Annotated in this window: 8 protein-coding genes and 5 tRNA genes; 1 reads left to right on the forward strand and 12 read right to left on the reverse strand. The window is 38.4% G+C overall.

All coding sequences use genetic code 11. From position 1 onward, the window contains the following. Positions 1-30: 30 nt before the first annotated feature. Positions 31-1,326, forward strand: coding sequence for an NCS2 family permease (locus OLW01_RS12115; protein WP_268074179.1), 1,296 nt, complete (start codon positions 31-33; stop codon positions 1,324-1,326). A gap of 125 nt (positions 1,327-1,451) precedes the next feature. Here OLW01_RS12115 and OLW01_RS12120 read toward each other — a convergent pair whose 3' ends face one another. The 12 genes from OLW01_RS12120 to OLW01_RS12175 all read right to left on the reverse strand — a co-directional run bounded on the left by OLW01_RS12120 (position 1,452) and on the right by OLW01_RS12175 (position 11,715). Continuing rightward, a complete protein-coding gene (locus tag OLW01_RS12120; RefSeq protein ID WP_268076229.1) occupies positions 1,452-4,532 on the reverse strand; it encodes an error-prone DNA polymerase in 3,081 nt (1,026 codons plus the stop codon). An 11-nt stretch (positions 4,533-4,543) separates the two neighbouring features. Then, a complete protein-coding gene (locus OLW01_RS12125) occupies positions 4,544-5,947 on the reverse strand; it encodes a Y-family DNA polymerase (RefSeq protein WP_268074180.1) in 1,404 nt (467 codons plus the stop codon). A 13-nt stretch (positions 5,948-5,960) separates the two neighbouring features. Next, positions 5,961-6,638, reverse strand: a complete 678-nt coding sequence (gene imuA / locus OLW01_RS12130; protein ID WP_268074181.1) for a translesion DNA synthesis-associated protein ImuA — start codon at positions 6,636-6,638, stop codon at positions 5,961-5,963. Between the two features lie 189 nt (positions 6,639-6,827). Beyond that, positions 6,828-6,913, reverse strand: a tRNA-Leu gene (locus tag OLW01_RS12135). Positions 6,914-7,128: 215 nt separating this feature from the next. Then, positions 7,129-7,204, reverse strand: a tRNA-Thr gene (locus OLW01_RS12140). A 448-nt stretch (positions 7,205-7,652) separates the two neighbouring features. Then, positions 7,653-7,728, reverse strand: a tRNA-Phe gene (locus OLW01_RS12145). A gap of 54 nt (positions 7,729-7,782) precedes the next feature. Then, positions 7,783-7,858 (reverse strand) — tRNA-Thr (locus OLW01_RS12150). Positions 7,859-7,978: 120 nt separating this feature from the next. Further along, a tRNA-Phe gene (locus tag OLW01_RS12155) sits at positions 7,979-8,054 on the reverse strand. Between the two features lie 165 nt (positions 8,055-8,219). After that, positions 8,220-9,143 carry a ribosome biogenesis GTPase YlqF gene (ylqF, locus tag OLW01_RS12160; protein WP_268074182.1) on the reverse strand — a complete coding sequence of 308 codons (924 nt, stop codon included), beginning with the start codon at positions 9,141-9,143 and terminating at the stop codon, positions 8,220-8,222. 90 nt (positions 9,144-9,233) lie between these two features. Continuing rightward, the gene (locus OLW01_RS12165; protein WP_268074183.1) at positions 9,234-9,698 is read right to left on the reverse strand and encodes a hypothetical protein; all 465 of its coding nucleotides are present in this window, start codon (positions 9,696-9,698) and stop codon (positions 9,234-9,236) included. 78 nt (positions 9,699-9,776) lie between these two features. Next, complete coding sequence (locus tag OLW01_RS12170; RefSeq protein WP_268074184.1) at positions 9,777-10,544, reverse strand: HAD-IIA family hydrolase; 768 nt, start codon at positions 10,542-10,544, stop codon at positions 9,777-9,779. A 13-nt stretch (positions 10,545-10,557) separates the two neighbouring features. Further along, positions 10,558-11,715 carry an XrtA/PEP-CTERM system-associated ATPase gene (locus tag OLW01_RS12175; protein WP_268074185.1) on the reverse strand — a complete coding sequence of 386 codons (1,158 nt, stop codon included), beginning with the start codon at positions 11,713-11,715 and terminating at the stop codon, positions 10,558-10,560. Positions 11,716-11,853: the final 138 nt, after the last annotated feature.

An 11,853-nucleotide genomic window follows, 5' to 3' on the forward strand; every position in this document is an offset into this window, starting at 1 on the left:
CGCCCTATATTAATTTATAAAGGTTAAGTTATGGAGCAAATCGCTCACTATTTTAATTTTGAAAAACTAAATACCAATCTTTCAACTGAGATTAGAGCTGGGGTTACTACATTTTTAACCATGGCGTATATTTTGTTCATTAACCCTCAACTCCTTAGTATTAGTGGTATGCCTGCACAAGATGTAGCGGTTGCCACTGCAATGGCTGCTGGTGTGGCCTGCTTGATAATGGGGGCTTATGCTAAATTTCCATTTGCACTTGCCCCAGGTATGGGATTAAACGCTTATTTTACTTTTGGTGTTGTGCAAGGTATGGGAGTGAGTTGGCAAGTTGCACTTGCTGCTGTTTTTGTTGAAGGTTTAATTTTTATTGCGCTGGCCGCCACTAGTTTCCGTTCAAAAATGATCAATGCAATTCCCAGTACATTAAAAATAGCGACTATGGTGGGCATAGGTTTATTTTTATCTATTATTGGCTTTAAAAACGCAGGTTTAACCGTTGATCATGCAGCCACGTTTGTCACCATGGGTGATTTGCATAATCCTGCTGTTTTGTTGTCATTGTTTGGCATTATTTTAACCGCCGCTTTAATGCACAAAGGTTATAAGGCAGCACTGCTTATCAGCATTATTGCATTAACGCTTATTGCGTGGGTAACGGGCTTAGCAGACGCGCCAGATAAATTTTTAACAATCCCTAGCTTCCCAAAAGAAACTTTATTAGCCGTTGATTTTAGCCAAGTATTTACTGGGGCGTTTTTAACGGTAGTAATCGCGTTTTTATTTGTAGATATATTTGATACCGCAGGTACTTTAATTGGCACTGGCCGAGCGGCTGGCTTACTCGATAAAAAAGGTGAATTACCGGGCGCTGAAAAAGCTTTTATGGCCGATGCTGTTGGTACAACAGCTGGTTCATTGTTAGGCACCAGCACTGTAACTACCTATGTTGAGTCAGCATCAGGGATTCAATCTGGCGGGCGTAGCGGCATGACAGCAATAGTGGTTGGCCTATTATTTTTAGTCTCTCTATTTTTAACGCCTATTTTTATTGCAGTACCTGCACTAGCCACAGCTCCGGCTTTAATTGTTGTGGGTGCGTTAATGATGCTTGGTGCCAAAGATGTAGACTGGCTTAAAATTGATGAGTCTGTGCCTGCGTTTTTAACCGTCATTGCAATGCCATTTACTTTTTCGATCGCACACGGTATTACGCTTGGTATTATTTCTTATGTCGCGATTAAAGTACTTACAGGCCAATGGAAACAAGTTAATTTATTTATGTGGTTTTTAGCGATTGCACTCAGCATTTATCATATGAGTTAATCAACTTGGCGAACATGACAGCTTTAACCGGAGCTGTCATGTTTGCTTATTAGGTTTTTGAATGTCGTCACTTTACTATCTCTTAAGATGTCGGCTTAATATTAATGAAACGCTCTATATTAACATTAACGAAATTCCCTAGATTCAGTTTGTAACTTAGACAAAGTATCCGTCATATCAATTAATTTACCCGCGATCACATGTAGTACTTCACCTTCTTTCTCAACAATCCCCTTCACCATTAAAATTTTTGCGCTCATAAAAATTTTCTTTTGAGCATTGGCGGTACCAGCCCACACTACCAAGTTAATATTGCCTGTGTCATCCTCTAAGGTAATAAAAGTAACCCCACCCGCTGTGCCTGGTGCTTGCTTACCTGTTACTACGCCAACCACAGTCACTAAAGATTGATGTGGTTTATTAGTAAGTGCTTGCATACGAGTAAAAGGTTTAAGCAAGCCTGCTTCATCTAATAATTGAATTGGGTGTTTTGCTAATGTTAAACCTGTAGCGGCATAATCTTCTGTTAAGTCATCCAATTCAGAAGGCGTAATAGCAAAATGGTTACGCTCGTTGACCTGGGCGAATAAAGGCAAGTTATCATCCTGATTCATAAGCGCCCACCGGCTTTGATAACGATTACCAGATAAACAATTTAAAGCATTAGCGCTCGCAAGTTGTTGGAGATCTTTATGGTTGATTTCAAGCTGTTTAAGATGAGCCAAAGTTTGGTAACCAGATGCTGGTCGGTTTGATAACAAGGTTTTAATCGCTGTCGCTGACAGCCCTTTTATTTTATTTAGTCCTAAACGAATTGCCAGCTTGTTATGCTCAGATTCCAGACTATGCTCTGCCTGTGAAGCATTCAGACACACTGGCAAAATATTAATTTGATGGCGTTTAGCATCTTGCACCAATTGTGATGCGCTATAAAACCCCATAGGCAAGCTATTTAATAACGCGGTATAAAATATGGCAGGATAATAATACTTAAGCCAAGCCGAAACATAAGCTAAAACGGCAAATGAAGCCGAATGGCTTTCAGGAAAACCATATTCGCCAAAACCACAGATTTGCTCAAATATTCGTTCAGCAAAAGCTTGTTGGTAACCACGAGCAAGCATGCCATCAATCAATTTGTGTTTAAATTGCAAAAGCTCACCAGTTTTTTTCCAACTGGCCATAGCTCGTCTTAAATGGTCTGCTTCGCCACCACTAAAACCTGCTGCGACCATAGCCAGTTTAATAACCTGCTCCTGAAAAATTGGTACACCTAAGGTGCGTTCTAATACAGCTTTAACGTCTGGTGATGGATATTCTATTTTTTCATGTCCATCTCGGCGCTTTAAAAACGGGTGCACCATATCACCCTGAATAGGGCCAGGACGCACGATAGCGATTTGAATCACCAAGTCATAATAAGTTTTAGGTTTAAGCCTAGGTAACATGCTCATTTGCGCGCGCGATTCAATTTGAAACACGCCCACAGTGTCCGCTTTTTGAATCATTTGATAAACCTGTTTATCATCTTGCATTCGAGTTATGTCCGCAATGCTTAACTGCTGGCCGTAATGCGCTTTAATCAAAGTAAAAGATTTTTGAATTGCAGTGAGCATGCCCAGAGCCAATATATCAACTTTTAATAAACCCAAAGATTCTAAATCGTCTTTATCCCACTGAATAACAGTACGTTCTGCCATTGAAGCATTTTCAACAGGGACTAATTCATACAAGGGTCCGGCAGATATAACAAAGCCCCCTACATGTTGAGATAAATGACGCGGAAAACCCAAAATAGCCTCAACCAATTCAATAAACTGGCGTCCTTTGTTTGAATCTGGCTGTAAACCAAGTTCAATTATTTGGCTTTGCCAGCTAACTTGTTTAGTTCGCCGGTTAATATTTTTAATAAAAAACTCAAGTTGTGCCGTTTCAATCGATAAAGCTTTTCCCACCTCTCTAATTGCACTTTTAAGTCTAAAAGTAATAACAGTCGCGGCGATAGCTGTCCGTTTTCGTCCATATTTTTGATAAATATATTGGATCACTTCTTCGCGCCTTTCGTGTTCAAAATCAACATCAATATCCGGCGGTTCATTACGTTCTTTACTAATAAAACGTTCAAATAAAACCGATATCTGACGAGGATCGACCGACGTAATTTCAAGGCAATAACAAACTATTGAGTTGGCGGCCGAGCCTCGTCCTTGATATAAAATGCCTTTTTGCTGAGCAAATTTAACAACATCATGAATGGTTAAAAAATAATAAGGATAGTTAAGTGTTGCTATCAGCTCTAACTCTTTATTAATTGTCTCTTGAATTGATTCGCTCACCCCCATCGGAAAACGCCTTTTACAGCCTTGTTCAACCAAGCTTTTTAAATACGCCATTGGTGAATACCCAGAAGGTACTAATTCAGTAGGGTATTCATAGCTCAGTTCAGATAAATTAAACTGGCAAAGTTCGGCTATTTTTACTGATTCAGCAAGCCAATCTGATGGGTATAACTTTTCCAGCTTATTGAGTGAACGTAAGCAACGCTCTGAGTTAGACAGCAATTGATGCCCTAACTGTTCAACCGGAACAAGTCGCTTAATTGACGTTAATGTGTGCTGTAAAGGCAGGCGGTTTGCGGTATGCATTAATACGCCACCACACGCCACTACAGGGATATTCCAGCGCTCCGCTAAAGCGGAACTGTATTGAAGGCTATATTTTTCATCGTGAACTAAATGTCGTTGACAGCCAATCCAAAGTCGTGATGAATGATATTGTAGTAGCCAACGTGCTCGGTTTTCATTTTCTGCTTGTTGCTCTGGTTTTTTATCAGGCAGCCAAATGCACAGGCAGTGCTTTACTGACATTAAATCCCATTGCTCTAGCTGGTATTCACCTTTTTCACTTCGTCTGCGAGCATTACTAATAATACGGCATAATTCAGCATAAGCTTGCCGGTTTGGGCACAATAAAATAAATTCAAAACTTGGGGTTAATTTAAACAAGCTGCCGATAATTAATTTAATGCCTAATTTGTGTTGCTTGATTGCTGTATGCGCTTTGACAATTCCGGCAACAGAACATTCATCTGTAATCGCTAAGGCGCTATAATTTAAAAAAGAAGCTTGCAAAACCAGCTCTTGCGGATGAGATGCGCCGGTTAAAAATGAAAAGTTACTTTGGCAAAATAGCTCGGCATAGTGCATTTGATGACCTATTAACAAAATAAACCATGAACAAACCATTTTTGCTGGCGTGTTTTAAAAATCCACAGCCAACGGCCTTGAACACTGCGAGCTATGTAATAATCTCGGCAAATCGCTTGATTATCCCACCAGCCAGCATTAATCCGTTCAGGGCCATGTAAAACGGTGACCTGTTCAGTTAAAACCTGAGGCACAGGTAAAATAAAACTTGGCCTAATTTTAGGCAGTTGAGTAATGTCATTATCGGTTTGAGTCAATGGAAAACACCATTGACTGGCTTTTTCTGGACGATGATCATTAATCAGTTTAACACCCCTCACTTGTGTTTTGCCCAGCTTGGCTTGCAAGCGCTCCACTAATTCCTCTGCGGTACATTCGGGTTGATGTGCTGCGAACATATCATGCTCTGTTGCTATCAAATCTGATAACTGATCAGCTTTGACACTAATTTCAATCACAGGCGACGCTAACTTGAGAGATTCAAAGGTAAGCTGGCTCAGCTCTAACCACTTATCGGCCTTATATTCACCCTGAGCTGAACCCACGTGAATTTGCATATTATCTGCATCTCGAAGTATCAGTTCTATCTCAATTTGATGAGTTTGCTTGCCTCTTATTTTTAAAAATTGCTCTAATAGCTGATAAATTTTCAACAAGGGTTTAAACAAATAAGATAAATGGCTTAACTCAAATAATAACGAGAGATGATATTGAAAAGTTTCAGGCGGATGATAAAAATCAACCGGCGTGGTTAATTGCCCCGTTAAACGACCGATATAAGTTAATAATTCCGCATCAAATCGTTTAGCTAGCTCAGCCAAAGGCATATTTAATAAATCTCTAACTCGTAAAATCCCTACTCGGTTTAAGCTTTCTATGGTTTTGCTAGATAACTCAGTTTGCTTCAAAAAGTATTGGTTAAGCTGCTGGGTAATTTTAAATTTGTCAGTTAATATTTTATTGAAGTTATGCTGAGCTAATAATTTTGCGCCATATGGAGAATCAGCCGTAGCATACTGATAATTCTTAATTATTTTATTTAAATGCTTATGGATAACTTGCCAGTAATGTTCAGGACTTTTATATAACTCAAGCATAGCGCTGACTTTAAGTAATAAACCATTTGGTGGGCTTAAACTAATATCAGCGGTGACCCAATAAAGCCATTGAGCAATTTGAATCAGCTCTTTTTTTTGTTTTTCATCATCATATGGATAAACTTTTAATTCACGACACAAAGCCGCTGCGGAACCTAAGCCCATGCCTTTTTTAAGCCCTGCATTTTGAGCAGCTTGATTTAATTGCACTAATTGATTTTTTTGTCCTTGAACAATCGCAATAGGCTGTTCTTTTAACTCAGTCAATAAGGTATTCAACTGTAAAGCCGGAAAGTGTAAATATAACCAAAGACGCATCACATTCCTCTGCTTAAGCCGATGTAGCGGCAGGAAAAGTTAAAATATTTTTTGGCCGACTTGGCTGTATTAATTCAGGCCACCGAGACGACATATCAATATTAAACGCTTTACTCGGCCAGCCACATTTTCGCTTATTAACTTTAGCTAATAAGCCTGATGATTGCGCGTATAAAGATAAACTGAGCTCCAACGGTAGTGAAATACGCTCAAGTCTTTCTGCTCTAAATAATATATGGCGACATTGGCCTTTTTCGCAGGCAAGTTGAAAGCGTTTAATTTGATGTATTGCTAATTCATTTTCTGGCCAAAACAAAACGCTATGGCAACTGCCGCTGGATAAACATTGTTCTACAGCCCAAAGCGAATCTTTAAAATTATCAGGTTGGATAACCAAAATATTCTTTAACTTTATCCCCTGCGCTGAAAACATTTGTGCATTTACATGAGCTGGCGGTGAAACTAAAACTAAGAGTCTCGTTGAGTCTGAATATAACGAAGGCATCAATAGCCTTAATTCACCAATTGCTGTTTGGCTTAATAATTCAATGACACCAATTTGAGTTAAGCCACCATTCAAAGCGTGATCAAGCTCCCCGTAACCTGTTTCTGTTACATTTTGAGTTTGGCGTTGAGTACTCGCATTAAAAATCAGCTGTTGGCGCTGAAGCAGTTCAATAATATTATTCATAATCACACCTGTATATAAACACAGTATAATTAATAAATAGTTGAATGCAATCTGAAGGAAGCGATAAAAAACCATCAAACCGAAAATTAATTCAGTTTTAAAAGGTAAATGATTGGAAATAAAAGAAAACTTAGATTTAAATCGTAACGAAAAATTTAAGAGGGGATAATCAATAAAACAACTAAGAAATGGTGCCCGGAGCCGGACTTGAACCGGCACGCTCTATGAGCGAGGGATTTTAAATCCCTTGTGTCTACCAATTCCACCACCCGGGCGACACTAATTACATTAAACTGATGTGGATTCAGTTTTATTTTCATTTCCGGCTATAAATAACCGAACTGCTTACCTAAAATGAGATACTGATTACAGATGCACTTTTTATTGTAAGCTTATTGTTTAAATGGTGCCGACTGTGTGAGCCGAACTGCTTACCTAAAATGAGATACTGATTACAGATGCACTTTTTATTGTAAGCTTATTGTTTAAATGGTGCCGACTGCCGGAATCGAACTGGCGACCTACTGATTACAAGTCAGTTGCTCTACCAACTGAGCTAAGTCGGCACACTAAAACAATGAAATTTTGCTAAAAAATTAGCATTTCGTTTGATGTTAATATCAATCAAAGGAAAAGTTAAACCATTTATTGGAGGGATAAACGGTATTCATTAATGGCATTTATTAAATCTAATAAAAATAGATTTTCAAAACCAAAAATGGTGTCCATAAGCAGAATTGACCTAATCCAACAAACATGGGATTTTCAAAACCAAAAATGGTGTCCATAAGCAGAATTGACCTAATCCAACAAACGAGGGATTTTCAAAACCAAAAATGGTGCCCATAAACGGAATTGACCTAATCCAACAAACGAGGGATTTTCAAAACCAAAAATGGTGCCCATAAGCGGAATTGACCTAATCCAACAAACATGGGATTTTCAAAACCAAAAATGGTGCCCATAAGCGGAATTGACCTAATCCAACAAACATGGGATTTTCAAAACCAAAAATGGTGCCCAGAGGCGGAATCGAACCACCGACACGGGGATTTTCAATCCCCTGCTCTACCGACTGAGCTATCTGGGCATACAGGTTCCAGTTTTGTTTCTCTGGAATAAGTGACTCAAACTCAATTTAAAATGGTGCCGACTGCCGGAATCGAACTGGCGACCTACTGATTACAAGTCAGTTGCTCTACCAACTGAGCTAAGTCGGCACATATAAATTGTGCAAGGTACTTTGATGATTTTTTACATTTAGATATTAAATCTAAAAATAGAGCACATAAGTGGAATTGACCTAATCCAACAAACGTAGGATTTTCAAAACCAAAAAATGGTGCCCAGAGGCGGAATCGAACCACCGACACGGGGATTTTCAATCCCCTGCTCTACCGACTGAGCTATCTGGGCGCATCTATCTTTGCTGCAGTTCATCTCTGCTGCGGGCGTGTATTAAACGGATTTTGAGGGTCTAAGTCAACCCGTTTCTTAATTTTTTTTCATTAAAAAACAAATATTTTATGAATTGATGAATAAAGCACCTAAATTAGTGCTTTAAGTCTATTTATTAACCACCTAGCGACGTTTTTTCTTAAACTTCTTTTTACGCTCTGAATCCTTTTCTGCTTTTTCAGCTAAACGGGCGTCTACTTCTTTTTGTTCTGCTATACACATGGTTGGTGTTTCCATGGTTATTGGTGCAATTTGCATGTCTCTGAGTTCTGTAAGTAGTATTTTTGCCGCTTTATTCATCTCGACTCTGCCACCCGCTCGTAAACAACCTCGCTTTCTACCAATCAGTTCTAAGGTGTCATAACCATTATCCGCAAACTCATCTAGTTTATATCTTTCTTTAAGCGCTTGAGGATAAGCTTCAGTTAAATACTCTGCAGCATAAGTTGCAATATCATCTAAATCAAAAGCCGTTTCTTTAATTGCGCCTGTAATGGCTAAGCGATAGCCTGAGTTCTCATTTTCTACTTTAGGCCATAACATCCCAGGGGTATCGTATAAGATGACACCATCGCCTATATTGATTCTTTGCTGGCTTTTAGTCACTGCTGGTTCATTACCCGTTTTTGCAATGATTCGATTTGCTAAAATATTGATCGTGGTTGATTTGCCAACATTAGGAATGCCAGCAATAAGCGCCCTAACTGGTTTACCAGGTTGATTACGATTAGGCGCCATGGTTTTACATAGCTCAATAATGTTACGTAAACTTGCTGGGGTTTTAGCGCTAACTGCGATAGCATCCGTATTTTTGCTTTGTCTAAAATAATCTAACCAGAGTTCAGTTGTTGCGGGATCGGCTAAATCGCATTTATTTAAAATTTTAATACAAGGCTTATCACCTCGTATTTGAGCTATCATGGGGTTTTCGCTGCTGTAAGGTATTCTGGCATCTAATACTTCAATAAAAAGATCAACTTCACCTAATATTTTTCTTATTTCGCGCTGGGCCTTATGCATGTGACCCGGGTACCAGTTAATTGCCATGTTTTATCCACTTATTTTGCAAGCTCGTTAAATACAACAAAGCTTTAGGCGACAATTATACCTAACTGATTTAAGGATATAAAATTTTGATTACTCTGCTAACAAACTTAATTGAATTTTATTAAGCTCACTTGCGTTTAATAATTTAAAAAGGTGGGTTTGCTGTTCTGTTTTGCTAATTTCAGAAAAAAACTCTAGGGGCTTAGCGCCCTGCTCTGCATTTTTTAGTTCAATGTGCATATAACCATGAGCTAAGGTGATCGCACGAATTTGGCTAATTGGCACCGCTGTAGATGAATAATTAATAAAGCCAGAAGCACTTTGCGCAACTAAAACATTGCCATCGCGTGCTACTAGCTTTTCAATTGGAAATTGCTCGCTAAATTTATTTGATAACATGTAAGCAATCAAACCAAGCAATACACCCGCATATAAATAATAATGCATGATATTTAATTCAAACACGCCTGATTTATAAGCGAATAACACAATAAATAAACCTAAAGTGTATAAGGCAGTGCCCGCCAACGTATATTTTTTAAAGGCTTGTTTCATCAGCTCACATCTACATATGTAACAATATTAAAAATAATTTTAGCAGTTTTTATCATTAATCACAGATAAACGTATTACTTATAGTTTTTCTAAATCAATCTCTCCCACGTTTTCAAATACATGAGTCGGACGATAAGGAAATTGTGAAATCGTGTTGGCGTTGCTCACCCCAGACATCACTAAAATTGTATCCATGCCAGATTCCATGCCTCCAATAATGTCAGTATCCATACGATCGCCTATCATCACGGTATCTTTAGAATGCACACCTAATTGATTTTTCGCGATCAGCATCATTAACGGGTTTGGCTTACCAACGACATAAGGCTTTTTACCCGTTGCCACTTCGATTGAAGCTAAAATTGCACCGCTGGCAGGCTCAAAGCCTTTTTCGCCTGGATCAACAATGTCAGGGTTTGTCCCAATAAACTGAGCACCATTTAAAATTAAACGCACTGCTGTTTTCATCATACTATAATTAAATGAAGTGGTTTTGCCTACTACTACATAGTCTGGATCTGAATCGGTAATTGAAAACCCTAGCTTATATAATTCGCTAACCATACCTCCGCCGCCAACAACAAATACTTTAGCGCCCGGTTTTTGAGCATGTAAAAATTGCGCTGTTGCCATTGCTGAGGTTATAAAATGTTTTTCTTCTAAACCTTCAACGCCTAAACCTTCAAGTTTTCGAACTAAGTCAATCGGGGTTTGTTCTGAGTTGTTAGTTAAAAACAAAAAATTAGTATTGGATTGAATAAGTCGCTGAACAAATTCTTTTGCACCAGGAATTAATTCTTTACCTCGGTATAAAACGCCATCCATATCTGAAATAATATTTTTCATTACGACACCTTTTTTATTCGCCTACATCTTGTTTGGCTTCGGCTTTACTTTCTTCACCGTCCGCATTTGAAACCTGCTTTAATTGTTTAAGCTTACGGTTGATTGCATTATCAATATAACGGCTCACTTTTAATTTATATTCAATTGAGGTTTCTAAAGTGTAGCGCATCTCTTGTAGCATATTACGCAAATGCGTGACATCTTCTAAAATATCAGACGGTATACCTGATTGATTTTCTTTCGTTTGAGCTGACGGTGGTGTTAGATCTTCTAATAACGTTTCTTGTTTAGCGTAATCTTTTTCAACTTTAGTCTCTTGCTTCTCGCCACTCGCCTGAGCATCAGCTTGTTCTACAGATTCTTGCTTGATTTCGTCTATAACAACTTGCACATCGTCTGCTTCAAGGTACTTTTTGTCTTCTAAAAAGCCATACAGCAAAACACGGTCTGAAATCGTATTAATTCGTCTTGGAATACCTTGGCTTAATTGAAAAATTTTATCTATCCCTTCATCAGAAATAAGCTTAACGGGAGATTCAGTTTCACTCGCGGCATTGACCCTAAAATGAATATACTCGTGAGTTTCTGCACTTGAAAGGGCTTTTAAGTCACAAGAGGCCACAATACGTTGCCTAAACTGCTCCATATTAGGTAGCTGTAATAAGCTTCTTAACTCTGGTTGACCCAATAAAAAACTTTGAAGAAGCGGTTTTCCGTTAGTTTGAAAGTTAGATAACATCCGCAACTCTTCAACTGACTCTACCGGCAAATTTTGCGCTTCATCCACGATCAATAGTGCTCGATGGCCTGTTTCAACTAAACGAATTAGCTCTTTTTCAATTTGCTGTAATATTTGACCTTTGGTTTTATGCTCTGTACTTAAACCAAGCTTCTCCGCTGTGACGATAATTAAATCATCAGGATTTAATTTAGGCGTCACAATTTGAATCGCTTTAACCTCTTGCTCATCAATTTCAGCTAACATGCTATTTGCAATCGTTGTTTTACCTGTGCCTATCGCGCCTGTTATCACAATAAAACCTTCACCTTGGGTAATCCCATATTTTAAGTAAGATAAGGCTCTAGTGTGTAATTTACTGGCAAAGAAAAAATGAGGATCAGGTGTTAGGTGAAACGGCTTTTCTTTTAATCCATAAAAAGCTTCGTACATAAAGGTGCTCTTAAAGTTAAGTAGTCTTTTATTATTTCGTCATCTTACAAATTATTGGTAAAAAATGCGATAGGTTATTTATGCTCTACAATTGGAATAAATACTAACAACATAAATGTTAGCTCAATCTGCAGCTCG

The sequence above is a fragment of the Catenovulum adriaticum genome (assembly GCF_026725475.1).
In the GTDB taxonomy this organism is placed as follows: Bacteria; Pseudomonadota; Gammaproteobacteria; order Enterobacterales; family Alteromonadaceae; genus Catenovulum; species Catenovulum adriaticum.

Excerpts from the sequence above, each read along its gene's own strand:
- OLW01_RS12120 (WP_268076229.1), bottom strand. The coding sequence starts at position 4,532 with ATGCACTATGCCGAGCTATTTTGCCAAAGTAACTTTTCATTTTTAACC.
- OLW01_RS12175 (WP_268074185.1), bottom strand. The coding sequence starts at position 11,715 with ATGTACGAAGCTTTTTATGGATTAAAAGAAAAGCCGTTTCACCTAACA.
- OLW01_RS12115 (WP_268074179.1), top strand. The coding sequence starts at position 31 with ATGGAGCAAATCGCTCACTATTTTAATTTTGAAAAACTAAATACCAAT.
- imuA (WP_268074181.1), bottom strand. The coding sequence starts at position 6,638 with ATGAATAATATTATTGAACTGCTTCAGCGCCAACAGCTGATTTTTAAT.
- OLW01_RS12170 (WP_268074184.1), bottom strand. The coding sequence starts at position 10,544 with ATGAAAAATATTATTTCAGATATGGATGGCGTTTTATACCGAGGTAAA.
- OLW01_RS12125 (WP_268074180.1), bottom strand. The coding sequence starts at position 5,947 with ATGCGTCTTTGGTTATATTTACACTTTCCGGCTTTACAGTTGAATACC.
- ylqF (WP_268074182.1), bottom strand. The coding sequence starts at position 9,143 with ATGGCAATTAACTGGTACCCGGGTCACATGCATAAGGCCCAGCGCGAA.
- OLW01_RS12165 (WP_268074183.1), bottom strand. The coding sequence starts at position 9,698 with ATGAAACAAGCCTTTAAAAAATATACGTTGGCGGGCACTGCCTTATAC.